Annotated in this window: 25 protein-coding genes and 1 pseudogene; 14 read left to right on the top strand and 12 right to left on the bottom strand. The window is 49.4% G+C overall.

The genetic code is table 11. The annotated features are described in order from the left end of the window. Nucleotides 1-50 precede the first annotated feature (50 nt). The 4 genes from ACFMKP_RS08525 to ACFMKP_RS08510 all read right to left on the bottom strand — a co-directional run bounded on the left by ACFMKP_RS08525 (nucleotide 51) and on the right by ACFMKP_RS08510 (nucleotide 6,213). Nucleotides 51-1,796 carry a glycosyltransferase family 4 protein gene (locus tag ACFMKP_RS08525; RefSeq protein WP_382290907.1) on the bottom strand — a complete coding sequence of 582 codons (1,746 nt, stop codon included), beginning with the start codon at nucleotides 1,794-1,796 and terminating at the stop codon, nucleotides 51-53. A gap of 9 nt (nucleotides 1,797-1,805) precedes the next feature. Beyond that, nucleotides 1,806-4,292, bottom strand: a complete 2,487-nt coding sequence (locus ACFMKP_RS08520) for a glycosyltransferase family 4 protein (protein ID WP_382290905.1) — start codon at nucleotides 4,290-4,292, stop codon at nucleotides 1,806-1,808. Continuing rightward, a complete protein-coding gene (locus ACFMKP_RS08515) occupies nucleotides 4,292-5,485 on the bottom strand; it encodes a class I SAM-dependent methyltransferase (RefSeq protein ID WP_382290903.1) in 1,194 nt (397 codons plus the stop codon). The genes ACFMKP_RS08520 and ACFMKP_RS08515 overlap by 1 nt, the downstream gene beginning before the upstream one ends. 161 nt (nucleotides 5,486-5,646) lie before the next feature. Further along, entirely contained in the window at nucleotides 5,647-6,213 is a 567-nt protein-coding gene (locus tag ACFMKP_RS08510) for a hypothetical protein (RefSeq protein WP_382290901.1), read from the bottom strand. 183 nt (nucleotides 6,214-6,396) lie between these two features. On the opposite strand from ACFMKP_RS08510, the gene ACFMKP_RS08505 reads away from it, so the two are divergent. From ACFMKP_RS08505 to ACFMKP_RS08490, 4 genes are all read left to right on the top strand, one after another. After that, nucleotides 6,397-7,356 carry a D-2-hydroxyacid dehydrogenase family protein gene (locus ACFMKP_RS08505; RefSeq protein WP_382290899.1) on the top strand — a complete coding sequence of 320 codons (960 nt, stop codon included), beginning with the start codon at nucleotides 6,397-6,399 and terminating at the stop codon, nucleotides 7,354-7,356. Nucleotides 7,357-7,531: 175 nt separating this feature from the next. Further along, nucleotides 7,532-8,074, top strand: a complete 543-nt coding sequence (locus tag ACFMKP_RS08500; protein ID WP_382290897.1) for a hypothetical protein — start codon at nucleotides 7,532-7,534, stop codon at nucleotides 8,072-8,074. A 7-nt stretch (nucleotides 8,075-8,081) separates the two neighbouring features. Continuing rightward, nucleotides 8,082-8,816, top strand: a complete 735-nt coding sequence (locus tag ACFMKP_RS08495; protein WP_382290895.1) for a DUF2071 domain-containing protein — start codon at nucleotides 8,082-8,084, stop codon at nucleotides 8,814-8,816. Nucleotides 8,817-8,824: 8 nt separating this feature from the next. Further along, on the top strand, nucleotides 8,825-9,682 hold the full coding sequence (locus tag ACFMKP_RS08490) for a complex I NDUFA9 subunit family protein (RefSeq protein WP_382290893.1): 858 nt from the start codon (nucleotides 8,825-8,827) through the stop codon (nucleotides 9,680-9,682). Nucleotides 9,683-9,816: 134 nt separating this feature from the next. On the opposite strand, the gene ACFMKP_RS08485 is transcribed toward ACFMKP_RS08490, so the two are convergent. Beyond that, nucleotides 9,817-11,040 carry a S8 family peptidase gene (locus ACFMKP_RS08485; protein WP_382290891.1) on the bottom strand — a complete coding sequence of 408 codons (1,224 nt, stop codon included), beginning with the start codon at nucleotides 11,038-11,040 and terminating at the stop codon, nucleotides 9,817-9,819. Between the two features lie 444 nt (nucleotides 11,041-11,484). Here ACFMKP_RS08485 and ACFMKP_RS08480 point away from each other — a divergent pair, with 444 nt between their 5' ends. From ACFMKP_RS08480 to ACFMKP_RS08470, 3 genes are all read left to right on the top strand, one after another. Further along, nucleotides 11,485-12,492, top strand: coding sequence for a sugar ABC transporter substrate-binding protein (locus ACFMKP_RS08480; protein ID WP_382290889.1), 1,008 nt, complete (start codon nucleotides 11,485-11,487; stop codon nucleotides 12,490-12,492). Between the two features lie 117 nt (nucleotides 12,493-12,609). Further along, nucleotides 12,610-13,713 (top strand): STAS domain-containing protein, encoded by a 1,104-nt coding sequence (locus ACFMKP_RS08475; protein WP_382290888.1) that lies wholly within the window; start codon nucleotides 12,610-12,612, stop codon nucleotides 13,711-13,713. Between the two features lie 28 nt (nucleotides 13,714-13,741). Further along, on the top strand, nucleotides 13,742-14,086 hold the full coding sequence (locus ACFMKP_RS08470) for a hypothetical protein (protein WP_382290886.1): 345 nt from the start codon (nucleotides 13,742-13,744) through the stop codon (nucleotides 14,084-14,086). A 30-nt stretch (nucleotides 14,087-14,116) separates the two neighbouring features. Here the strand turns inward: ACFMKP_RS08470 and ACFMKP_RS08465 are convergent, their stop codons facing one another. The 5 genes from ACFMKP_RS08465 to ACFMKP_RS08445 form a co-directional block, all read right to left on the bottom strand. Next, nucleotides 14,117-14,989 carry a PHP domain-containing protein gene (locus tag ACFMKP_RS08465; protein ID WP_382290884.1) on the bottom strand — a complete coding sequence of 291 codons (873 nt, stop codon included), beginning with the start codon at nucleotides 14,987-14,989 and terminating at the stop codon, nucleotides 14,117-14,119. Beyond that, nucleotides 14,989-15,276 carry a DUF1905 domain-containing protein gene (locus ACFMKP_RS08460; protein ID WP_382290882.1) on the bottom strand — a complete coding sequence of 96 codons (288 nt, stop codon included), beginning with the start codon at nucleotides 15,274-15,276 and terminating at the stop codon, nucleotides 14,989-14,991. The genes ACFMKP_RS08465 and ACFMKP_RS08460 overlap by 1 nt, the downstream gene beginning before the upstream one ends. Before the next feature lie 76 nt (nucleotides 15,277-15,352). Continuing rightward, nucleotides 15,353-17,095, bottom strand: coding sequence for an STAS domain-containing protein (locus tag ACFMKP_RS08455; RefSeq protein ID WP_382290880.1), 1,743 nt, complete (start codon nucleotides 17,093-17,095; stop codon nucleotides 15,353-15,355). A gap of 24 nt (nucleotides 17,096-17,119) precedes the next feature. Further along, nucleotides 17,120-18,259, bottom strand: a complete 1,140-nt coding sequence (gene torT, locus ACFMKP_RS08450) for a TMAO reductase system periplasmic protein TorT (protein ID WP_382290878.1) — start codon at nucleotides 18,257-18,259, stop codon at nucleotides 17,120-17,122. A 128-nt stretch (nucleotides 18,260-18,387) separates the two neighbouring features. Beyond that, a complete protein-coding gene (locus tag ACFMKP_RS08445) occupies nucleotides 18,388-19,026 on the bottom strand; it encodes a RidA family protein (RefSeq protein ID WP_054535982.1) in 639 nt (212 codons plus the stop codon). Between the two features lie 315 nt (nucleotides 19,027-19,341). Here ACFMKP_RS08445 and ACFMKP_RS08440 point away from each other — a divergent pair, with 315 nt between their 5' ends. The 7 genes from ACFMKP_RS08440 to ACFMKP_RS08410 all read left to right on the top strand — a co-directional run bounded on the left by ACFMKP_RS08440 (nucleotide 19,342) and on the right by ACFMKP_RS08410 (nucleotide 23,303). Further along, nucleotides 19,342-19,659: a hypothetical protein gene (locus ACFMKP_RS08440; protein ID WP_382290876.1), complete on the top strand. Its 318-nt coding sequence runs from the start codon at nucleotides 19,342-19,344 to the stop codon at nucleotides 19,657-19,659. Between the two features lie 63 nt (nucleotides 19,660-19,722). After that, nucleotides 19,723-20,229, top strand: coding sequence for a hypothetical protein (locus ACFMKP_RS08435; RefSeq protein WP_382290874.1), 507 nt, complete (start codon nucleotides 19,723-19,725; stop codon nucleotides 20,227-20,229). A gap of 29 nt (nucleotides 20,230-20,258) precedes the next feature. Then, the gene (locus tag ACFMKP_RS08430; RefSeq protein ID WP_382290872.1) at nucleotides 20,259-20,573 is read left to right on the top strand and encodes a hypothetical protein; all 315 of its coding nucleotides are present in this window, start codon (nucleotides 20,259-20,261) and stop codon (nucleotides 20,571-20,573) included. Between the two features lie 21 nt (nucleotides 20,574-20,594). Beyond that, complete coding sequence (locus ACFMKP_RS08425; RefSeq protein ID WP_382290871.1) at nucleotides 20,595-20,999, top strand: hypothetical protein; 405 nt, start codon at nucleotides 20,595-20,597, stop codon at nucleotides 20,997-20,999. A 142-nt stretch (nucleotides 21,000-21,141) separates the two neighbouring features. After that, the gene (locus tag ACFMKP_RS08420; protein ID WP_382290869.1) at nucleotides 21,142-21,537 is read left to right on the top strand and encodes a cupin domain-containing protein; all 396 of its coding nucleotides are present in this window, start codon (nucleotides 21,142-21,144) and stop codon (nucleotides 21,535-21,537) included. A gap of 60 nt (nucleotides 21,538-21,597) precedes the next feature. After that, nucleotides 21,598-22,266, top strand: coding sequence for a hypothetical protein (locus tag ACFMKP_RS08415; protein WP_382290867.1), 669 nt, complete (start codon nucleotides 21,598-21,600; stop codon nucleotides 22,264-22,266). A gap of 71 nt (nucleotides 22,267-22,337) precedes the next feature. Next, on the top strand, nucleotides 22,338-23,303 hold the full coding sequence (locus ACFMKP_RS08410; RefSeq protein ID WP_382290865.1) for a WD40 repeat domain-containing protein: 966 nt from the start codon (nucleotides 22,338-22,340) through the stop codon (nucleotides 23,301-23,303). A gap of 5 nt (nucleotides 23,304-23,308) precedes the next feature. Here the strand turns inward: ACFMKP_RS08410 and ACFMKP_RS08405 are convergent, their stop codons facing one another. Together ACFMKP_RS08405 and ACFMKP_RS08400 are read right to left on the bottom strand one after the other, a co-directional pair. Further along, entirely contained in the window at nucleotides 23,309-23,749 is a 441-nt protein-coding gene (locus ACFMKP_RS08405) for a hypothetical protein (protein ID WP_382290863.1), read from the bottom strand. A gap of 803 nt (nucleotides 23,750-24,552) precedes the next feature. Beyond that, nucleotides 24,553-24,747 (bottom strand): annotated as a pseudogene (locus tag ACFMKP_RS08400) (DnaJ domain-containing protein); the annotation flags it as partial.

Raw genomic sequence — 24,747 nt, 5'->3', positions numbered from 1 at the left:
CGAAATAGCGCTCATGGAGCAATGATCGCCGTTGATCGTTGCTCCATGCTTTAGCGCCAACTACGAAATTGCGCTTTGGCCCGATCGTACATCCAGCGGCCATATTGTTTGGCTTCGAGGGCAAGGTGATTAAACTTACCAGAACGAATTAATTGCAAGGTTTTCTTGCTCCGTTCTTGCCATGTTTTCTTGGGCACAATCAAATTATGCAGGCGTTCGGTAAATTCGCTCAATAAAATATATTCGCTATTTGCCAACGCTTGTTGGGCACGCAAAAAGTCCACCTCGGGCGTGGCGCTACGCTCACGGGTATCGTAGGCAGCTGCATACAACACACGACAACACAGCTGGCCAAGTTGCGGCATATGGTTGAAGCTCAACGAGCCACCAACCGCAGCCCGAAAATCAAAGCGCACGCTTGAGCCGTTGGCAGAACTCACCACAAAGTGCAAGGCTTGATTGCGGCTGGCTGGCAAGGCCGGAAAATCAAAATGCAGCCACTGTTGATCAATGCTGCTTGATTCTACATCAACCAAGCTACGATTTGGATTAATCAGTGCATCGTAAATTTGTAAACGCCACGAGCCGCTGGCTGGTTGCGCCAAGGCAACTTCAAAGCCGCAAACGCCATCATGTTGGCAAACCAAACGCTGGCCGATGTTAAAATCGGCGTTCAAAGCGGCACTCACGCCATCACCTTGCAAATGTTCGTGATCGGTTAGCAAGCGTTGGTTAATCGTGCCAGAAGCAGTTGTAACCAGCTTAACCAAGGCTTTTTCGACCTCGCGGGCTGAGCTTTCCCAGCGCAAGGTTTTGGCATGCTCAAGGCCTGCCTTGATCAAGCGTTGGCGCAATGGCTCATCGCTCAAAACGCTTAACAAGGCTTGGGCTAGTGGTTTTGGCTCGGCAGTCGCCAACAAGCCGGTTTTGCCGTGGGTCACCAAAAAGTGATTTGGCGCAAGATCAATATCGACCACTGGACAGCCCGAGGCCATCATTTCAGGCGGCATCAACGAAGGATTGGTCGATGAAATGACTAAGCCCAAGGTGGCCGAAGCATACAACTCAGCCAATTCTTCTGGGTTTAAAATGCCCATGGCGGTAAATTTGAACGGCGCTGAAAAATGCTTGAGATGTTTATCGCCAAAGAGCACAATTTCAACATCAGGCCGTTGCTCTTTGACAATCGCCAAAGCGCGCATGCCCAAATCAAAACAGCGGCGGGGCGTTGATGGCCGCGCATAAAAAATAACCCGCGGTTTTTTGGTCAACAACTTGGGCCGTGGATAGTAGCGTTCGTGCTCGACCGCAAAATCAAATGGGAAGGTTGTGGCCTGATATTGCTCGTGCAAATGTTTGGCCAACCAATGCCCCAAGGTAATACAGGGCCAACCTTGTTTGTAGGTCGCCTCGGCGCTCAGCCATTCATCGCCCATGGCATAGAAAAATGGCTCGAAATCTTGTACGAAATAGGCACGAGTAATCGCCGGATCGCACATCTCAAAGCCTTGAGTTGTCGTCCATTGGGTTGCCAAAACAATATCAAAGCCCTTAATTTCTTGCGGCCAAAAATAAATTGGCGCATGCACCACGCCAAAATAGCGTTGCACAAAATGTTCAGGCCGATCCAGCGCCTCGGTCGGGTAATCGCTGGGATTCATAAAGATAATTTGCTCGTGGCCAAAGCTCGCCAAGAGGTTGATAATTCGAAAAATATTGGTATACCCACCAGAACCAACAATTGGCGCGGTCAGCAACCAAGCGATTCGCAGGCGAGGATGTTCAGTAACTTGCATAACTCGGTTCTATCCTTTACGGTTTACAAGACGTTTGAGCAGCCCTTTGGCTTTGCCACTCAACTGCATTAATACGCCATTGGCGATGTTTTGCAGCTGAATTTCTAATTGGTGGGCATAGGCTTTGGCTTCTGCATTGCCACGCTCAAGCTCTTGAACGCGATAATGTAAATCTTGGTTGCTGGTGATTAAGCCATCAATGTGCATCACCAACACTTCGGTGCCATTCGATAACGATTTATTTGCGCCGAGCAACAAGGCATTGCTCTTGATCAACGACATTTGGCGGGCATACATCACCCACACTTGAATCAAGGCATTGTGCAATTCGCGGCTGCGCGCCTTGGGCGTGTAGCGCTCATGCACATCAGCCAAGGCTTCGCGGCCCAAGCGTTGGCGCAACTCGGGATCAGTAACCATTGCTTCAAGCGCTGCAATCCATTCTGTTTCGTTCGCCGCCAGCATGCCATTGACCCCGTGGGTAATCGCATGGGAGAAGGCTTCAATTGGCGTAGCGATTAAGGGCACGCCCACCAAGCCTGCTTCCATATATTTGACTTCGCTCTTGGATTGGCAAAATGGATTATCAAGTTCCAATGGCGCGAGTGCAAAATCAACCGCAGCAATCTCATCGGCCAATTGTTCGAGTGGCACAAGATCGCGGCGCTCAATCCGTGCAGCAACTGCATCGAAAGCTGGCGATAATTGCAATGGCCCGACAATCCGCAGGCGCACATGCTCGTGCTTGGCCAAAATATGCAAAAGCGCGCTTTCAACTTGCTCAAAATCGCGATTATGGGTTGCAGTGCCGCTGAAATAGCCGATTAAGACTGGATCATTCGCGTGAGCTACAGGTTTGGCTTGGCGTTGCGCAGCAATCGGTGCAGCATAATTGATTTGGTTTTGGCTCAGCGCATTGCGCACTACATAGGCATTGAGGTCTAAGGCGCGCACTTGTTCGGCCAGCGGTTCGGTCGAAACAATCACTGCATCACACAGCATCATCGTTTTGCGATAGCGCTCAACGCCATCGCGATAGAGCGCAACTTCATCGGCGGGCCAATCTTTAATCGCATCGATATAGTGCAGCAAATCGGTGCGAAACACCAAATCATCAGTATCAAAAATAACTGGATGGCCAAGCGCCTGATGGGCATTGATCAATGCTTCAATGTTCGAATCGAGTGCCACCCGATGCAAAATTAAGATGCCAAATTTAATGCTATCGGCAATCTTAAATGGCTCGTTATAGAGGCTGGTAACGCCGCTATACATCTCAAACCATTCGAGTTGTTCTTGGCGATGGCGACAGCGATAATTGCCTGCATTGCCAATATCACAGCCAGTAATCATATGCACCGTGCGATCGGTAAAATACAAATCGCGCTGAAATTGGCTAATTAATGGTTGGCTGGCTGGCTGAGGCACATTGGTTGCAAAGCGTTGAATAATGGTGAGCAGCAATGCCTCATATTCTTCGGCGGCGGCGGCAATCGTATAGTGGCTTTGCACATGTTCATAGGCAGCTTGGCCAAGCTTTTGGCGCAAACCTGCATCGGCAACCAAGCTACGCAGATGGCTCGTCCATTCTGCTTCAGTGGCGGCCAAAAAGCCATTTTCGCCATTGCTAATCGCTTCGACAAAGGCGGGAATTGGGCTAGCCACAACTGGCAAGCGTAAGGCTGCTGCTTCCAAATATTTTAATTCGCTCCGGCAACGGGTAAAGGCATTTTCCACATCCAAGGGAGCCAAAATAATATCAGCCTGCGCCATCAGGCTTGGCAATTCTTCCAGCGGCACAAACGGCAATTGCTCAATTTGGGCAGCAACCGGAGCCAAAACCTCAGGCAGGGTAATTTTGCCACCTAAAACAAGCCGCAACTTGGGGTTTTGCTGCAAGAGGCTTAATAAACTTGGCGCGATCAAGCGCAAGTCGGCATCGTGCGAAAAGGTGCCGCTAAAATAGCCAATGGTCACATGCTCGTGAGCTGCGCGGGCTTGATACGCAGCTTCGCACCAAGTCAGCCAATCGTCGCCAAGCACATTGCGATGCGTCCAAACAGGCTTATCAAAAGATTTTGCGGCCGCGGCAAGCGGAGTTGTGCTGACAATCGCTGCCTGACATTGCTCAAAAACTGGCACATTGCCCAGCACATAAGCGCGCCAAAATTGACGTTCGAAGCCAGTGCTTTCGGCGACAATCGGCATCGAATCGACCAAGCGTGGGTCAAAGAGCAGATCGTCGGTTTCATAGACCAATGGCTTGCCTGCCGCCGCTTGCTTGACGGTTTCCCAAAAATGGCTGGCTTTGGGCCGATGGGCAATCACCAGATCGGCGGTCGCAATTGCTGAAATAACCGCCGAATCGGTCTGGTTAAACAATTGAGCCTTGTGCCCGCGTTGCTTTAATTGATCAATTGCATGCTGACAGCGATAGCGCTGGGTTTCGCCGCCACAACCGCTCCAGAAAACGACGTTTAATTGACGCTGACTCATTAACGAAATTTCCTCCAAAGCTGGCGTAAACGATCAGTGATGCGTTGTGGTAGCGAGCGATTAAGCTGCTGTTGAACCAAACTATGTTGCCAATGCAGATATTCAAGTTGGGCTTGCACGCCACGTTTTTCGGCCTCAAGCTGTGCTGCCAACACCGATGCATCCAGCAAACGCCGCTCTAAATCGTGCATCTGATCAAAGCTAGTTGCTTGCAGGGCAAGTTGTTGCTGCATCTGCGCTAGTTGCTGGCTCTGGGCCTGCTGATCGTGCTTGAATTGCGCAAGTTGGGCTGTGAGGGATTGCTGAAACAGCACAGTATCGTAGGCGGTGCTGGTCAAAACAGGCAAAACGATGCTCAACAAATCGCTGGCTGGGTCGGTTGGCGTTGGCTGGAGTGAACGCTCGACCAAGGCTTGCAAGCTAGAATCCAGCTGACCATTGGTGGCAATTAGATAAATTTTGCGGTAGCCAGGCCCGCGCTGGTCGTAGGCATAAAAGCGTTGATTATAGAGCGCATCGAAATTGGCGTGCATTGCATCGCGTTGGTTTTGGCGAAACAATAAATGTTTCAGCACCATCAGCAATTGCCAATGTGGCAAGTAGCCGCTTTCAAACGCCAGATAATCAAGCTGCTCAGCGGCGAGCCAAGCCTCAACCAAGGTCGCTTGGGGCAAGCCATATGCAACATGCTCATCGAGCATGGGATTATGCATCTGCAATTGGCTCAGATAATCGCGCAACATCGCTTCGGCGGTGGCTACATTGGTTAAATTATGCGGCGCTGCCAAAAAAACCGCTCGGCTGGCCACCCGCCGCAGTTCGGCCAAAAAACTATTGCGACCTTCCAGCGGAATATGCTCAAGCGTATCGCAACTGAGCACAATATCAAACGACTGATCCTCAAAGGGCAATTTGGTGCCATCAGCCTGCTGATAGCCAGCACCCACATACTCGGCAGTATCCACGACCAAGGTTTCATCGGCGGGAAAAAAAGCTTGCAACGGCATCACGCCATTGCGCGGCGGGAAAAAACCGCCAACATCAAGAATCCGCCAGCGCTGATCGCTTGCGCCAGCAGCTTGTTTTAATAAAAATATCGCTTCAGCACTCAGCCGATAGCGCTGATATTGATCAAAGGGCATCGCAAGCAGGGCATCGGAATTCCAATGCTCAAGCACAGGGATCATGGTCATTCCTACCCTTTCCAAAGTACACCTACAAAATGCGAATTATAGCATACTCTTTGACAGGCAACACCTGTGCCGAATCAATCGTGTAGCGCTGCGTGATTAATAAAATAAGTGCGAGAATCCACGTATTTAGCGTATCGATTTAATAATTCTAGGCTTACATTTTAGCGAAATTCAGTACACTGTGATGGAGGATCAAGCTTTGCGTTACAGCGACTCATGCGCCATTGAAGCTGTATCAAGCGATGGGTTTCTATAAAATCGCCATAGTAAAAATCATGATATTCGTACTTAGTACCAGAAGTACGATTTTTCATTTGAACCAAGGCTGAAATATAGGCTCTTGGTTCGCTTAGTTCAAGATCAGGCATTGTTTGCTGATGGCCTGATTTTTTAGCGAGCATGCTCAATGGTGTATCAAATGAGGCAAGCATAACGCTTTTTTGATACAGCAAGGTCAATGTCCCATGAGAAACTGCATCAATGCTTGTTTGATCAAGATAGAGAATTTTGATCGTCGTTTGACTTAACAATTGTTCCAATGCTTCAGGCGATGAAACAATTGCAATGCTGGTAATTGATCGAGCAGCCTCAAATGGGGTTTCAGAAAAATAAATTGTATCAATTGGGGTTGTTGGCGTGGGCTGTGGCGATAGAGCAACAGGCTGCGCAGTTTGACAGCCAACCAAACAGCTCAATCCCAGTAGCAAGCGCAGAATCCAGCGTTGCATCTACGCACCTCCTCACGCAATTAGTTACCTTTGTATGCTAGCGCAGCAAAAACTGATTGTAAAGAATAGCTAGGCAATGCAGCCAGTACGAACAATCGCTGGTTTGGGCGTAGAATAAGTGATCTAGCGATCAATGCTTGTGCAGCATTGCAATTCAGCCATTTACGAAGGAGCCGAACCCGAATGAAACTTCAATGTGCAATTCTTGATGATTATCAGCAGGTCGCTTTAACCATGGCTGATTGGTCAGTCATCGCCGATCAGGTTGAGGTGCGGGTATTTGCAGAATACTTTAGCGATCAAGCAGCCTTGGTGCAGGCAATTGGCGATTGCGAGATTGTGGTGATTATGCGTGAACGCACGCCGTTCAAAGCCGATTTATTTGCTCAATTGCCAAAACTTAAGCTGCTGGTCACGACTGGGATGCGCAACGCCTCGATTGATCTGGCTGCTGCCAAGGCCCAAGGCATCATCGTTTGTGGCACAGCCACTTACCCAGAGCCACCAGTCGAAATAACGTGGGCGCTCATTTTGGGCTTGGCGCGCCAAATCGTGCCCGAAAACTTGGCGTTTCGCAACAATGGCCCGTGGCAACACACGATTGGCATGGATCTCGCTGGCCAAACGCTGGGCTTGTTGGGTTTAGGCAAACTTGGCAGCAAGGTAGCGCTGATTGCCCAAGCCTTTGGCATGAACGTACTGGCTTGGAGCCAAAATCTCAGCGATGAACATGCACAAGCACTTGGCGTGCAACGCGCTGAATCAAAAGCACAGTTGCTCGCCGAAAGCGATATTGTTTCGATTCACCTTGTGCTGAGCGAGCGCACTCGTGGTTTAGTCGGTGCTGCTGAATTGCAGCAGATGCGCCGCACGGCCTATCTCATTAATACCTCACGTGGGCCAATTGTTGATCAAGCAGCGTTAATCAGCGCCCTCGAACAAGGCTGGATCGCTGGCGCAGGCTTAGATGTTTTTGATCAAGAGCCGTTGCCTGCCGATCATCCGTTGCGCCGCTTGCCCAATGTGCTGGCAACGCCTCATTTGGGCTACGTCACTCAACGCAATTATCGGGCGTATTTTGGCGAGGCAGTTGCCGATATTCAGGCCTTTTTGGCTGGCACGCCGCTACGCCAAATCGATTGAATTATGTCAATTCAATAATAATTAAAAATGCATGTTGATTAACCCAACACTTGCCCCTCGACCAGCTGTGGTTGAGGGGTTTTGCGTCGCCAACGTTGCTGACGCAATTGGCTGTAACGGGCTTGTAACGTAGGCGCTGTATGCTTGCTGCATCAGTTGATTTGAGGTGAATTCAATGCAAACATTTTTTCAACAATTGCGCCAGCCCAAGCAAAGCATGGCCGAACAGCGTAATCAGCCAGTTCAGCAATGGCCATATCGGGCTTGGTTGCAGCATGCTGGTTTAGCGGTTGGCGGCTCGCTGATCTATGGCGGCTCGCTTCAGCAAGCAGTGCCGCAATGGTCGCGGCGCGGCGCGGCAGGTTGGTTGACACTTTCTGCTGGTGCTGGCTGGTTGGTGCTTGGCCCAGCGCTCATATTCGCCAGCCGAGGGCGGATTAATAGCTGTATTCAGGCATGTTTGGTGAGCATGAGCTATGGCGAAACAATTCTATTAATTGCTGCTTTGCTCAATTATCTGCTCAAAACCCAAGCCTCTGCCCAACAACGCAACCTACTGCTGGTGTTAATCGCCAACATCACTATGGCTAGCACTTTAGCCGAGCAACTGAGCGTGATTAAAGTAGCGCGTTGGCAAACCTGGCTGCTGTGGATGCTGCTGCTGAACGGCACAGGCGCAGTTTGTTTCTATCGTTTGCGCCATCTTTTAGCGAAATGAGGCTCTTATGCCACTTCTACATAACCCAATGACCATGCAAGGCCACATTGACCAATGTTGGCTTTTGAGCTATCGCATGCCAATCGAACATTTTTCGCCAATCCTGCCAGCAGAATTAACCGCCACCGAATATCAAGGATACGGTTTTTGGAATATCGTAATATGCCATGTTGCGCATATGCGTCCGTGGTTTGCACCGCAAGCAGTGGGCATTAACTATTGGCATGTGGCCTATCGAATTTATGTCAATCTAAAAACGCCATTTGGTATACAACAAGGCCTGTATTTTGTGCGCAGCGATTGTGATAACAGGCTGTTGGCGTGGGCTGGCAATCTCGTAACCAATTTCAATTTTCATCATACGCCAATTGTGGTTAAACGTTCTGTTGAGCAGACACGTATTTCAATTAAAAGCACTACGGCAAATGCCGACATTGTGATTGATAACCACCAGCCAGCCCAACTTGCCAGTGATTCAGTGTTCGAAAGCCTTGAACAAGCAGCCAAGCTACTTAAATATCCAGCGCGGGGGATTGCCTTGAGCAAACCAGGCGAAGCCAATATTGTGCGCATTGAGCGTGATGAAGCTGCGTGGCAACACAGCTTGCGCCATGTCCAGCAGGCCGAATTTCAATTAATGAAACAGTATCCGGTACAACCAGAAATTTGCTATGAAATTCAGCCAATTGATTATCGCTGGTTGCGTGGCTATCGTCGCAAGGTGCTTATGGCTGAGCAATGAGGTGCGCAATGCGAATTTTTTTGACGGGAGCAAGTGGCTTTATTGGTCGCCATGTGGCAGCTGAATTAAGCAACGCTGGCCATCAATTAACCTGCTTGGTGCGCCAAATGCCAGCGGTTCAAGCAAATCCAGCAATTAACTATCTGGTGGCGGAGTGGCTTAAGCCTGATCAATGGCTTGATCATGTAGCTGGCCACGAGATTGTGATCAATTGTGTGGGAATCTTGCGCGAAACCCGCCGAGCCAGCTTTCAAGCAGTGCAGACTGATGTACCAATTGCCTTATTTCACGCCGCCGCCCAGCACCAGCTACAAAAAATCATTCAAATCAGTGCCTTGGGAGCCGATGTTGCGGCTCCCCAAGCCTTTGTGCGCAGCAAAGCGCTCGCCGATCAGGCCTTGAGCCAGCAAGCAATTCCGTGGGTGGTGTTGCGGCCAAGTTTTGTCTATGGCGCAGGCAGCTATTCCATGCGGCTCTTTCAACGTTTGGCCAAGCTACCAATTACGCCAATCTTGGGTGATGGCCGCTATCAGGTGCAGCCAATCCATATCAACGACCTTGTACAAGCAATTAAATTATGCGTTGAACAGCAAGCAATTGCCAACTGCACAATTGAGGCTGGCGGCGAGCGCATGAGTTTTTATCAGTTGCTCGAACGCTTGGCAGCCAGCCAAGGTCGCAGTTTACGCCCATGGTTTGTGCCTAATTGGCTAAGCCAGTTGCTTGCCCAAATTGGCACGACAACAGGTTTGGGGCCGATTAATCGGGCTGAATTAAGCCTCTTGCTGCAAGGAAACATTGCTGATTTAAGTGCCTTTCGCCATTATTTTGGCTTTGAACCACGCCCATTTCAGCCAAATCGCTAAAACCAAAAGCCCATGGTCTAGCTAGTCCCATGGGCTTTTGATCTGATATTAAGTTAGGGATTTCAGGATCACTTGAACATTTCCACACACCAAGTGGTCATCCGACCACTTATTCCGTCAAGGCGAAAGAAGAACTATTGAACAGCTTTGTAGATGTTGATCCGGCCACAGGTCCAGCGTGAGCCAGTCCCGCTGATTTGGTCGGAGCTTGAGCAGATTTTGCTCTTGATTTGGCTATTGCTCAAGCCTTTTGATGACAACAAGCCAGCCAAACCAGCAACGTGCGGGGTAGCCATTGAGGTCCCGCTGATCGTGTTATAGCCACTGCCAATCCAGGTTGAGTAGATGCTCGAACCAGGGGCAGCAACTTCGACCCACGTACCATAGTTTGAGAACGATGAACGAGCATCGGTCGACGTGGTTGAAGCAACCGCGAAACAGTTGGTGTAGGCTGCTGGGTAGGCGCTGGTGGTGCTTGAGGTGTTGCTGTTACCAGCAGCACACGCCAAGAATACACCTTTGCCCCAAGCGAAGTTGACAGCATTTTGCAATGCGGTCGAACCGCCGCCACCAAGGCTCAAGTTGATGACCTTCGCGCCATTGTTGGCAGCGTAGGTGATGCCATTGGCCACACCGGCCAAGGTACCGCTACCGCTGTTGTTCAACACGCGAACACCCATCACACGGCAGTTGGGGCAAGTGCCTGCGCCACCGGTGCTATTGTTGGTTTCAGCAGCAACCGTCCCAGCGACGTGGGTGCCGTGGCCGTTACCATCAGTTGGCGTTGAGTCATTATCAATGTAGTCGTAGCCAGCAACGACTTTGGCATCCAAATCAGGGTGATTGCTTTGAATCCCAGTGTCAACGACCGCAACAACAACACTGCTGCTACCACGGGTAATATCCCATCCAGTGTATGCTTGCGTTACACCCCAAGCCCATTGTGAGCTACGACCTGGGTCGTTTGGCGTGTAGGTTGAGGCATAGATAAAGTTGGGTTCGGCATATTCGATGGAGTCATTTTTGAGCAAGCTTTCAACCAGCGCCGTGCGCCCAGCCAAGCTATCGTTGCTCTTAAGGCTGGCAAATTCGACAACTTCTGCATCGAGAGCTTCGATGCGATCGATTTGCACAGCACCTAACGCATTCAACATATTGGTGCGATTGGCTTTGGTGGTTGTATTCTTGAACTTGATGACGAATTGACCAGGAACAGCAGGGGCATTGAGGTCGAGACCAACGGCATCGCCAATGTCGATGGGTTTTTCTACATCACGTGACTGTGCGAACGATGAATTTGAGCCAGCAAACGCACTAACCGCCAAGATCAACATGCTCGAAACAAACAGACGCTTCAAAGTTGCCTCCTCAACATGTGGGTTATTTAACCAAAATTGTGCAGTACCAAACCAACAGCGGCTGTACCTACACCTATTGCACATCGTTGTCATGAAGGATTGGTGAGGCCGATGATCCTGATGTTGCGTCCTCCTTACGCAGTCAGCAAACTACCCTAACATTAAGATCAAGCTCCATATCAGTGGATTAGTTATATCTTAAATGATCTTAACGAATTTGTCAAAAAATTTTAATAACTCTTATGCAGATATGTTAAAAAGCGCTTAAACGGGTTTAAGCATACTCCTAGAGCAGGTTGACAACAAACCTACTACTAATCATCGTAGAAATTGGCTAGTTAACTTGTTCGTAAATTATGACGAATTTAATCAAGATTGATCAGCTAAACCAATTTTTTCGTCTGAGGCTACTTTCGCATGCTCCATAGGCAGAAGGATGATCCAATGGAAAAGCCACTTAATAATGCACATGGTCTGGTAAACTCCGTCGGATATTCCCGCCGTGATTTTTTACGTTTAGGCGGGCTAGCCACGCTTGGCCTTTTAGCAAGCTGTGGCACTACTCAGGCCACCCCTGTGAGCACCGCCACGCCTACCAAGCCCAAAATTGGCTTGGTGATGAAGTCGCTCAGCAACGAGTTTTTTCAACAAATGCAGGCTGGCGCTGAAGAATATGCCCGCCAAAATGCAACCAGCTTCGATTTCATGGCCACAGGCATTAACGACGAGCGCGATTTTGCGACCCAAATTGCCTCGCTTGAGCGCCTGATTACCGAAAAATATGATGTGATTGTGCTTGCTCCCGCCGATTCGGTGGCTTTGGTCGCGCCCGTTGCCAAAGCAATCAAAGCAGGCATTGTCGTGATTAATATCGATGTTGCACTCGATGAGGCGACCAAAAAAGCCGCCGGCATTGATCTTGCCTTCTTTGGCCCCGATAACCGGGCTGGCTCAAAAATGTCGGGCGATATTCTAGCCAAAGCCTTGGGCGTTGGCGGCAAGGTCGCGATTCTCGAAGGCAATCCCGAGGCCGATAATGCGGTGCAACGTCGCTTGGGCTTCGATGATGCAATTGCCGATGGCAGCTTGAAGCTTGTCGTCGCCGAAAGCGGCCACTGGGAAACCAGCGAAGGCCAAAGCATCACCGCCGCGTGGCTGAAAAAATATCCCGACCTGCAAGGCATTATGGCGGCCAACGATTCGATGGCCTTTGGCGCTGTGCAAGCGCTCGAAGCCGCCGGAATGATCGATAAGGTTAAAGTTGTGGGCTTCGATAATATTCCAGCTGTGCAACCATTGATCAAAGATGGTAAAATGCTGGCAACGGTGGAACAATATGGTGCGCAAATGGCCGCAATCGGTATGGATTATGGCTATCGCACGCTCAAGGGCGAGAAATTCAGTGGCTGGATTCGCACTGAGCTGAAATTGATCACCAAAGATAATATCTAGCAACTAACTTCGATCAAACCTAGTTAATGATGCAGAATGCACAGAAGCCCAACCTTCTGTGCATTCTTCTGGTTGTCAAACACCATTCTTTTCTGTTTAGTTGGATACCGTAGCACTATGCGTCTTAAGGCTTTACTCGCCCTGCTTTTCCGCATCAAACACGCCAATGCCAATATTCGGCGACGTGGCAAAGCAATCGTCGGCATCACCTTTCTCTTGGTTTGCTGTATTGTTTTAATTGGCCTATTTAGCATTTTTGCTGCTGGTTGGCGAGAAACCGCAGCGCTGATTAGCCCATTTGGCATTTTGGGGTTGGCAGCGATTGGGCTAGCGCGCCGTGGCTCAGCCAATAGCGGCGCAGGCTTGCTGATTGCAGTGACATTAATCGCCTTGGTAGCTGCACCAGTGTTGGCCAATCGGGTTGCATTTACGCCATTTTTCTTTTTGCTGCCAATCTTAATTGGCTTTGTAACGCTCTCGCCGCGTGGTTTGTTGGTTGCCAGCGCAACGAGCTTGGCTGCACTCGCGTTGTTAGCAATATTAACCAGAGATATTCCCCAAACATTGCCCCAAAATAGCGATGTATATGGCTTAGCCAGTACGTTGTTGCTGATTATCATTGGGCTGGGCTATGTTGGCTCGCGTACGACGCAGCAAGCAATCCATGCCATGAATCTTGCGCAACAGCGTAGCCGCGAATTGACTTCGACGCTGCAAACCGAGCGCGATCAACTGAGCGAGCGCGTGGCTGAAAGCACCCAAGAATTACGCCAAAACTTGGCAAATTCGCAACATTTAATCGAGCAACAAGCTCAATTATTAACTGAAAACGATCAACAACGCTCAACCATTCGGGCCTTGAGTTTGCCAATTTTACCCTTGCACCAACAAATGTTGCTGGTTCCGCTAATTGGCACATTTGATCAGGAGCGTTTGCAGGATATTCAGCAACAACTTTTAGCGGCAGTTGGCAGCTATCGCACCAAAATCTTATTGCTGGATTTAACAGGCGTGGCGGTGCTTGATTATGCTGGGGCAGCGATGTTGCAGCGAATTGTGCAAGCCAGCAGCTTGCTTGGTGCGGTCGTGGCCTTTATCGGGGTTCGGCCTGAGGCGGCCCAAGCCTTGGTTAGTATGGGCAATGAACTTGATAACGTAGCAGTTTTCCGCGATCTGCAAGCAGCAATTCAGCAGCATAGTCGGCTACTATTTAATCGCTAGCGTTCATCTAATCTATGTTGAAAATTTTATGGTTATCGCTTGTGATACTATTGAACAATTTCAAATTATTGAAAACAGCTTTCAGTATCGACCATTTACTGAGGTATTTGCTCAATTCAGCCTGATTGAAGCAGGGTTAAACTATTCAGCAAAAAAAGCTTACGATCTTCCACAAAACGCAGTAAATTCAAATCGTGTCGTTGGGATTCATCAAGCATTGGGGCATCATTGTTATACAATTGAGTTTTTTGATGCTGGTCATACAACATTATTATTTAGGAAAAATTCTTGGTTTGATAAGCCATGGAAGCGCTATGATTCAATTGTTGCATTAATTAAGCGACAGAATTGGTTATTATTTGATATGTCGTAGCATTGCTCCATGGCAATAAATGGATAAAAATCAATCTGCTTCAACCACAACCCCTAAACGACCCAGCAAGGCCCGATAATCGCCAGCGCGATAGCGAATTGGCGGCTTGCTAGGCCGATGCGAATCCGAGCCAGCACTCGTCAACAGGCTTCGTTGCGCGGCAAAACTACGATAGAGGGCAATTTGATCCGGCGTATGCAACGGATACTCAACTTCAAGCCCATCTAACGCCACTTCGGCCCACAGTTGCTCAAGCAGCGGTTGATCAAAACACACAAAGCCATCATCCCGACCTGGATGCGCTAAGATACACACCGCGCCACTTTGCTGGGCGGCTGCAACCACTGCGGCAATTGGCGTGGTGGCAAAATCGCAACCAGCGGCTTGCAGTAATTGCGAAAACTGGGCTGGGGCTAAATCTGGGTTTTGCTGTTTGACCAACGCCGCGAAGACATGCGGCTGACTGGCCGAGGGTTGGCGCAAAATTGCATCAAGTTGCGGTTGCATCTGATCGCCTAAAAAGCCTGCATTACAACAATATGCATAGGCATTGGCGATGATTGTCTGTTGGCGTTGATGCAGCTCCGCGGCCAGTGCCGTTAGTGGATTTGGCTGGAGCGTAAAGCCGAAACACAACACATCAACCATTTGCTCGCGCCAAAGGCAGCTCATTTCAGCAGCAACCAGCAGCGGCATGGCTTTAGCCAAGGCCAAATCTTGCAGCGATTGAGCAAGCTCAGGCCGATCGTGGTCGGTGATGGCGGCCAAGCCAAAGCCTTCACGCTTGAGATAGCCAATCAGTTCGGCGGCTTCCCATTGACCATCGCTGGCGGTGGTATGCAATTGCAAGTCGATTGCTGCATCGGCGGCCAAAACGAGGTTGGTGGTTGAAAGGATAGGCATTATTGGCCAATCTCCAATTGCAGCGTAACCTCATCGCCTTCGTTGAGCTGTTCAGCCAGGCGAATTGGTTTTTTAATTGGCACAAGATACAGCCCATCTTTGGGAATTAACGACGTGCTCCAACGAGTTTTGCCAATTTGAACTTGGGCTGGAATTACGCCCCAACCATAGGTCACTAAGCCAGCAATAGCCTTGATCATGCGGCTCTCTTCTTCGGGCACAGTCACAAAATACCATGGTGCAGGCCCTTTCCAAAACCAAATTGGCCCAATCAGCTCAATAATCATGGCAAACTCCTGCTCGATTTAATCATCAAGAACCCATGCAACAACCTGCATGGGTTCTTGAATAAACCAAATAGTATTATGAACGGCTGAGTTGCGCAACTGCGGTGCGCAAGTCGGCTGCGGTTTGGACTGCGCTCAAATCGACTGATAGCGCCGTCAAGCTTTGGGCAACTTCGGGGCCGACCCCGACCAAGGTAACCGTCGCGCCCAACAACCGCAAGCCATGAATCATACGCACTAAGGCTTGGGCCGCAGATTCGTCCATCATTGGCACGCCAGTAATATCGATCAGAACTTTCTTGGCGCGCTCACGTTCAACCCGCGATAAGATAATCGTGGTTGCTTGCTGCATGCGTTCGCCATCCAAGCTGCCAATCAAGGGCATCACCAACACCCCTTTGAGAATTGGAATGACTGGTGAGGCAACATCGCGCAGCAATTGGGATAATTGTTGGCGCTCGGCCAATGAATGTTCGAGGTTGGCCACCACTTCATTGAGGCGTTGCATGGCTGCTTCGCGGGCAGCTTCCTTGGCCTCGGTTTCTTGGCGGGCAACCTGCAACGCAGCGGTCATGCTATTAAACGAATTGGCCAATTGACCAAGTTCGTTGCTACTTTCGACCTCAATCGGCTGCAAATCGCCATCAGCAACGCGGTTGGTTGCGCCAATGAGGCTGGTTAATGGCTTGACAAATTGGCGACGCAGAATCATCGCCATGACAAAGCCAAACAGAATCAAGGCAATCAAAGCAAGGCCAATATTCAGTGCGAGGCTTTGGTTGGTAATCGTGGCAATTTGGTTGGCAGTTTCTTGGGTGCGCTCAGTAATTTCATCCAATGGCGAAGCCAAGCCCAAGGCCCAGGGAATGCCACTAATTGCGGCATAGGCCACCACATAGCCGCGCCCATCCATAAAGATCGTCGTCACGCCATCACGGCCAGCTTGTAAATCGTTAATCATCGAAGAAGCAGCATTATTCGATTGATTGGTCAAAATTTGCTGCACAACGCCACCTTGACCAGCCTCGGTTACGGCAACAACCTCGCCCTTTTGGGTAATCAAAAAGGCAAAACTCGATTCATCAAGAATCAAGCCCTTGAGGTAGAATGCCAAGCGATCAAGACTAACATCGACGCTAACCGTGCCCAAAAATTCAGCATTATCGTAGACTGGCGCGGCAACCGAAATCAAAGCCTGCGATTGATCAATCGACTGGTGAACTTCGGTCCAAACCAAAGCGCGGCTGGGATTATTGGCTGGGAGGCTGGCGATATAGGCCGCCTCCTGGCTTGGTTGCCAATCAACTGGCGGATCGTTGGGAGTCATGTTGGGGTAGGTACGCAGCGTATTGGCGGTTAAATACGAGATACGCACAATTTCGGGAACGCTAATTTGCAGACTTGGTAACACATCTTCGAGCCGTTGGCTATAGCCAATATCGGCCAGTGCTTGGGCCTGATCTGGGTTAGCAATCACCAAGACTGTCGTTGCGCCGCTGGCATATTGACGACCATTACGAGCCACGCTTAGCTCTGGCAAACGTGGGCTTTGGGTCGTTGGTTGTTGCAAATAGGTGCGAGTGGTGACTGCCAGCTGTTGCACAGCCCGAACCGTTTGGGCGGTGCTTGCAGAGTGGCTTTTGGCAATCCGCAGGAGATATTGTTCAGCTTGGGTTTGCAGCGCGGCGGTGCTATCATTGGTGGCTTGGTTGCGCACAGCCACCAAGCCACGGGTATTAATCGCTAAATTAAGCAACGCCAACAGAGATGTTCCCAATAAGAGAATAACAATAACCTGCCTGCGTAAACTATGGAGCATCGTCCATCCTCCACCTACAACAACCTATTGCGACACGCGCAGCGTAATTTTGAACGTTTCTGGTGGGATTGAGGTCGTCGGGTCAAACGTTGTGAGTGATGTTGTATCGATCACAAAGCTTTTTGGGCCAACGTGGGCCATATAATCTTTGCCTTCCAAAATGCGCACCGTTTGGTCGAGCGCAATCCGGGCAATCGTCACTGGTGGTGCAACCGCCGCAGCTTGGATACCGCCGCTTTGCAACTCTGCATAGACTTCAGGGCTGATGTAATAAGCCATCAGCTTAATTGTATCTTGTAGCTTGCGTTGGCGCAAAATTTCGGCAGCAGTTACAGTTGTTTGGCCAGTACCTACAATATAATCGATCTCTGGATGCGCGATCAAGACCTCTTCGATTAATTTTGCCTGTTCTTCTTTGCCAGTATCGCCATATTTGGTTTCGACAAGGTTAATTGCGCCATTGGTAATAGTAGCTTTGAATTTTTCGTCTGCTGCCTTCGACCAACCAGCCTTCTCTGGGCCTGGGAACCAAGCAACATCAACTGGCTCGCTGCCTTTGGGATGCTTTTGCACCAGATATTTGGCAATTTCTTGGCCGCCCTCGCCTGGCACTGACAGCGATTTGGCGGTAACAGCCTTCGACGAAATATCGTTCATAAAGGCAATTACTGGAATCTTTTGGCCTTGCAACTCAACAATTAAATCGTTAAGCCCATCAAGCGAGATTGAACCAATCACCACAGCTTTGGCTCCATTGGCCACACATTGGCGAATTTGGGTGATTTGGGTGGGCAAATTGCCATAGCCGCCAGCTTCAACAATTTCGACATTCACGCCCAAGCGTTCGGCCTCGGAGACAATGCCATAATTAACCGCCAGCCAATAGCTATCTTTGATGTGCGGAATCGAAACACAAATCGTTTCAGCTTTATCAGCAAGCACCAGCGGCACATAATCGGTTGTCGTCCGTGGGCTAGCAAAATCAAACGGCGGATTCCAGACTTCAACCTGATAGCTAGCACTGGTATTGGTTTGGCTCAGTGCGGCGGTTGCGCCGGGAGTATTGGTTGGTTGGGTGGTTGGCTGGGCCGTACCACAAGCGGCTAAGCTACAAGCCAATAAGCTGCCAAGAAGCCAGAATGAGCGTTTGGTTGCAAGCTGCATAGGAGCGTCTCCTTAGTCCCTGAAACCCGAGCGCAACGATTGAAGAATGCGGTGGGCCTTGTGAGAAGCGGGGTTCCATGAAAGAAGGTATGCCGTGCATGATGCAGCGGCATACCCACTCAACCAGTTTAGTTGATTTCAACAATCAATTCAATTTCGGTGGCCATATTGAACGGTAAGGCAACTTTACCGCCTGATGAACGGGCGTGCTTGCCTGCTTCAGGCCCGAAAATCGTTACCAAGAAGTCTGAGCAGCCATCGACAGTTTTGCCGAGTGCGCCAACAACGGGGCCTGAGGTAACGTCATCGTAGGTTGGAACAACGTTGACCGTGCCAGTTACCATCACAATGTGGTCAACTCGATCGAGGTCGCCAATCGTCGATTTGAGGAAACGCAAGCCACGCACACAGCTCAACATTGCAGCTTCTTGAGCGGTTGCTAACGAAAGAGTTGGCAACTCGCCTTTAAGGAATCCACCGCTACCGGTCAAGATTTCTGGGCCAGCCGATGAGATGAAAACAATTTCGCCAGCTTGTGAAGCATTCACATAATTGGCAGTTGGTGGAGCCAAGTCTGGCAATGAAGCAACGCCATAGCGAGCTTCAACATAGGCTTCGACCTTTTCGAACACACAATCAACGCCTGGGCGGCGGCAACGGTTGCGTTCGGCGCTGTCAAGCGATTGGCCTTCCGAGGCGAGGGTAATTGAACTAAATGTGCCAGCTACCAACAATACGAGCAGGAGTTTTAGGGAAAAACGTTTCATGAATGGACTCCTCGTCACAAACTAGTGCCATGAACGCTTGATCGCATGATCAACGGTCATTCCATCTATACGGCAAATGGTTCAGTGGATAGCCTGAGTGTACCCGACGCAATACCAAAGTCAATCCGACCAATAGTCCTATCCAAAAATACCCTCTAATGGGATTGCTCAGCCCACGAGCAACTAGGCTACACTAGGCGGGTTGTTTAGCGCAAAAGTCATTGCTTCAGCACCAAACGAGGGGCCAACAGTGAACTATTTTGCGAGAGAAGGGGTAAAGTAGGTCAGCACAGGTTAAATCTTGAGGAAAAAACAATGCCGATTTGGATTCATTTTGAGTTTTTGTGGATTCCACACCGTTTTGGTGGGCATCCAAATCCTCCTTTTGAGACCATGATGACACTCATTAGTTGGCAAAAATATGGAGATAGCCCCAATGGCGAGGGCCGAACAATTCGATGGATCGAATTTGCCTATGACGAAACAACCAGAGAAGGCTATGCACGCTGTCAGTTTCTGACCGATACACCGTTACCAAAAGGCTGGCTTGAACCGGGATTATTGATTGAACTAACATTTGGTACCAATCGAATCTTAGCAATCGGCAAAATCGTCGAGGAACGTAGTTTATGATAAGGCCCTTCCCACGAAGGACATTGATAGCCTAGCATTCAGATTTAAATTTGGGTAAATAAGATGGAACCAAAGCTTAGCAGAATCAACATAATTCAGGCTCGCTATGTTCTTGGACGAATTCCCAATAGCGAGTTACCCAAGCTGGCGACACAATTACTAATCGACGGATACGATAGTCTAGCGTTAAGAATTTTGGCAGGATTGCAAGCGTATGAACTTGACTTGAAGGCGAATACATTGTGGGATCAGGTTAACACCGACTTGGCATTCACGCCTATAACAAGCTATGATGCAGCGCGCATTTATGCAACAGATGTGCTCCAACAGGTCATATTGGGAACAATCGATCCCTTTATAGCCGCCGAAGATTTATGGGATGTATCGATAGAGGCAAGAAATAATAAAACTTCGAACAACCAAGGCCGTTCGCAATCAGAATTTCATGATCTTGATCCGTTTATTTATTGTGCCAGCGAGGCCCGTTCACGACCTGAGGATCGAGAGTTTTTTCGCCAAGCAATTCTTAGCGAAGCGCAGGATTGGTTAGATCAGCAAGGTTATTGCTAATTATTGAGTAAGACTCTGAGGAAAAGATAATGCCGATTTGGATTCATTTTGAGTATGTGTGGATGCCGCCCAATTTCGGACATCCAATTCCACCCTATGAAAATATGATGACGCAAATTCGTTGGCAACATTACATGGGTTATCCAGAGAACGAGATCCGAACGCTCAAATGGGAATACTTTGACTATGATCTACTAACTAACCAAGGCTATGCGAAATGTCGATTTATTTCTGATGGGCCATTACCTGAAGGCTGGCTTGAACCTGGTTTATTTATTGAATTAACATCGGGAGGGGATCGAGTTATGGCAGTCGGCAAAATCGTTGAGGAACGCAGCAGATAATTATTATTCAGCGGAGCAACAATGGATAATACCCTTTGCGACTATTTGTGGGCACAACTCAAACCACTCTTCATAGCATTGGAACACAAGATTCGGGCCCAATTTCAAGTGCCTATCTTTACCAATATTGATATGTACTATAACGATGCGTTTCACTTTTGTGGATGTATTGAATTTGGTAAAACTCATCATAGTGATTGCATCGCATTTGTGGTAAACATTAACAAGCGTGATGAAGGGCTAGAGCTTGATGGCTGCCTTACCCATAGCCATAATCCATTTTCAGTTGCAGGGCCAAGTTATGTCTTCAACGCCGATAATCCCATGAGTGAAGCATCGCTTGATGCATGGATTAGCGAATTTAAGGCATTTATTGATCGCTATGCAGACCAGATCAAACCAATTATTGAATCAATGGAAAGTTAAAGCGTCGCTTTGATTTCATCGAGCCACAAAGGGGCTACTTGGTACCAAGCAGCCTCTTCTTCTTTTACTCTCCAATTCTCATGAACCTTGCCAGCTAAATCCGAGTATCATAGATCGTCAAACTAGTACGGAAGGATTGCCCATGAGTGAACCATTTATGCCGATTGCTGTGATTTTGCCGGAACAGGGAACTACCTTAATTGGTGATATTCGCTGCAAAGTCTCCAGCGCTGCCACCAACAACCAATGCACGGTCTTGGAGGTTACGTTGCTGGCTGGCCAAGGCGCGGTGCTGCACCAACACGCGGTCGAAATGGAGATTTTGCTGGTGCAGGCAGGGCGTTGCACCGTGGGCGACGAGCGCAATCAATGGCTGCTTGAGGTTGGCGGCATCGCCCACTTTCCCCAAAATACGCGCCACTTTTTTCGCAATGATCACCCCGAAACCTGTGTGCTCTTGATCACCGCAATTCCAGGTGGGCTTGATCGCTTTTTCGAGGCCTTGGCGGCCCAAGCAGAAAATGCAGCCCAAGACTGAGCCAAATCAAGCTTGCCCAGCGTATACTGCCAGCCTAAGCGGTTTAATCTGGAGCTGATTATGCCAACCACAATTCCAGCACTGCCCTGCGTCGATCTCGATCAAACCATCGATTTTTGGCACAACCTTGGTTTTACGGTCAGCTATACCCAACGCAAGCCCAGCCCCTACGCCGTCATCAATGCCGAGGATTATTGCTTACACTTCTTTGGCTTGAAACACCTGCCGCCCGCCGAAAACTATAGCACCTGTCTGATTATCGTTGCCGAAGTTGAGCAGTTGCACCAACAATTTGCCGCGCGCTTGAAGGCTAGTTTAGGCAAAGTGCCAGCCCAAGGCTTTCCGCGCATCTCACGCATGAAGCCGGGTCAAAGCCGTTTCACGCTCACCGATAACGCTGGCAATTCGATTATTTTCATCAAACAAGGTGATGAGGATGAAGCCGCCTCCCAAGCCTACCTAAACCCCGATCAATCGCCGTTGCAACGCGCCCTTGCGGTAGCGGCCCGCCTGCGCGATTTCAAAAATGATGATCAAGCAGCCGCTAAAACCCTCGACAATGCCCTAGCCCGCTATTCCGATGCGCCAGCCTTGGAATACGCTCAAGTGCTGCTAGCACGGCGCGAATTGGCCCAAGCACTTGAGCAAAGCGACCAAATAGAACGGTTGAACACCCAACTAAGTAGTTTGGCGCTCAATCCTGAACAACGCCAGCAACTCGGCTTATAGCTTCATGGTTTACGTGCAAGCTGCTTGAAATTCAAGCGGCTTGCGGGTTATTAGCAGGGTATAACGTTAAGATGAATTTTTATTGCTACGCCCATAGTGCGTTACGCAAGCCCATCCGTGATCTGGCAATTAACCAGCGCTATCCACGCATGGCCGTCTGCTATGATGATGGAACCATCCAAGAGATCGCAATCCCAAGTTTGGCCAGAACCGCCCAGCATCGCAGCCGCCGCACTGGGATTGCCTTTAGACTAACGTGGAGCAGCGACGGCACAACCATCTATAGTACCAATGAGTATGGTTATCGAGCTTTGCATTGGATCAATGGATTAAACCAGCCGCCGCAGGTTCTGTTCGAAGACCCAATCTATGATGATGATCAAGCAGCAATGGAGGCGTGGGATGGCTTCTACCCAACATTAATTCAAAGTGATCGGCTTGGTAAAGAGCTTGTTTGTGACAGTTTTGGCGATATTAAGCGTTGGAATGCCAACGATTTAACCACAATTCGGCTCCTAAGAGTCCATAAAAATCACAGTTTAGGCTTTGCCCTTCATCCGACCCAAGCGATTTTGGCCAGTTGCAGCATGGATGGCACAATTGGCATTTGGGATGAACTTGATGTAGCAACTAGCTGGCCGACCAATCGGTTTAGAAGTGTAAAAGATATTGCTTGGAGCAACGATGACACAAGTTTGTTATGCACAGGCTTCGAACCACAGCATTATGGGATTCACCATGCGTCACTTGTTCAGCGCTGGAATCCATGGAATCAGCAGTTAGAAGCAGAGTATCGCATGCCCTATGCTACAAAAATCGCCGTCCATCCAAGCAAACCGTTGGTGGCAATCGGCCACCTCGACCATACTATTAGCATCTGGCACAGCGATTCATGGCAAGCTTATGCCACACTGAAAAGCCACTATGTACATATCGATGAACTCAGCTGGTCACATGATGGTCAATGGTTAATCTCGATTGGCTCTAAGCCTAAAGATTATTATTACGGCATCGAAGTATGGGCAGCTCGTACGTAGCGACTTCAACCGCAAGCCTCAAGTTGCTCAGCGTTAAAACAGCGAGCCAGAATATTACGCGTCGCTTGGATAAAATGGCGCTCGGCAGAATCAACCGGATGCACCACGCAGCTGGTAATATCGCAGTGTAACCCTGTAATCATCCGCCCTTGGGCTTGTTGCTCAGCCAAAACAGTGAGCAAGGTTTGGCCGATAATGTGTACTGCCCAATCCAATTCTGCAAAAGCCAAAAACTTGCCATCGCGCATGGCCAAATCGCGCAAGCTAAGTAGGCGATTGGGTTGGGGAATCAGGCGCATGCCAACGATTGCAAAACGCTCAGTATTGGGAATTTGGCGCACATAGCGTTCATAGTCTAGGATTGGCCGTTTTAAACGCCAGCTTGGTTGGGCAAGCGTGGTTGCCAAAATCACTCGTTGATAAGGCACACAGCGCGGCATAATCATCGGTCACCTCGCTGCTAGGGTTGAGCTTGCTGGCGCATGGCATAAACATAGCCAACCAACCCGCCAATCAGGCTGGCCCCAACCACCAAGCCAATTGCGCTGCCGCCATGAACGACCAGCAACAACAGCAAACAAACCCCAGCAATCCCGCCAAATACCTTAATTCGTACGTCATCCGACCATGGCTGAATGAAGCTTGGCAAAAAGCGCACAGCCGCCAACGCGCCCACAACCATCGCTATAAAGCCAACAATCGCCAGCTTAATAACTGCGCCAACTACAGTCGTTGCGACAATCGCGCCAACCCCACCAACCAAGGCTAAATCAAGCATTGGCTTGTATTGCGGGGCGAGACTGGCGCGAATTTGATCTTCAAAATCTTCGCCAGTGGCTTGGCTTTGATCGTATTTTTCGAGCAATTCTTCGGCCCAACGCAATTCGGCCTGCGCCGCAGCATATTCTTCAGGATTGGTACTGGCGTAGGCGGTTTCGGATAAAGCTTGATAGGCCGATTCTGCCGCCGCCATCGGATTGCTCAAAATTTGCTGGGCGGTTAATTGAATCACCTGCCAATCGGCCCAAGTTGTTTGGGCACTGCTCGAAGCTTGGCAAATAATCCCAATTTTTTGGGCTGGGTAGGCAAAATCAAAACGAAAACTATTGCCAGCAATCTCAACTGTGTGATTTTCGTACAAATACACTGCCGGATGAGCCGCATGCCAAGCCACCGCAAACAAATCGTTGATCGCATTGCCGCTTGATTGTTGGCGTTGGCGTGGTTGTTCGCGCTGGCCACTCAACTCGCGATCGTAGGCTTGGCGCTTTTGGGGATCTTTCAGCACGCCATAGGCAATATTCAAGGCCTGCATCAAGGCCGTGGCATCGGGAGCTTTATTAATATCAGGGTGATATTGGCGCGCCAAACGGCGAAATGCTGCATCAATCGTGGCAGCATCGGCGCTGGTGGCAACCCCAAGAACCTCGTAATGTGTTTTCAT

It is taken from the genome of Herpetosiphon sp. NSE202 (assembly GCF_042688385.1).
Lineage (GTDB): Bacteria > Chloroflexota > Chloroflexia > Chloroflexales > Herpetosiphonaceae > Herpetosiphon.
The sequence above is the reverse complement of the archived record's forward strand: the minus strand, read 5'-3'. Positions and strand labels throughout refer to the sequence as shown.